Below are 289 nucleotides of genomic sequence, written 5' to 3' on the forward strand. Positions count from 1 at the left end.
AGGACCATTGCGGGAAGACCTTCGAGAATGCTGCCGAGCAGGACGAACACGGCGATGGAGATCAGGAGGAAGCCGTATTTGCCGCCGGGAACCGATGTCATCATCGCCGCCAGCGCATGCGAGAAGTTCGACTGGGTCAGCGCCCAGGCCATCGCGGTGGCCGCGCCGATGATGAAGAGAATCGCGCCCGACAAGGCCGCAGTGTGGACCAGCGCCGGGTAGAGCTTGCGCCAGTCGAAGCGGCGGTAGACGAGCAGCCCGACGATGACGGCATAGGCGATGCCGATGG

General features: G+C 64.4%; 1 protein-coding gene. It reads right to left on the reverse strand.

Translation table 11 applies throughout. The features are described from left to right. The coding region (locus A6V29_RS10235; protein WP_137160193.1) for a TRAP transporter large permease subunit at nucleotides 1-289 on the reverse strand (289 nt) is incomplete at both ends.

Origin of the sequence: Blastococcus sp. CCUG 61487 (assembly GCF_005222955.1) — a bacterium.
In the GTDB taxonomy this organism is placed as follows: domain Bacteria; phylum Actinomycetota; class Actinomycetes; order Mycobacteriales; family Geodermatophilaceae; genus Blastococcus.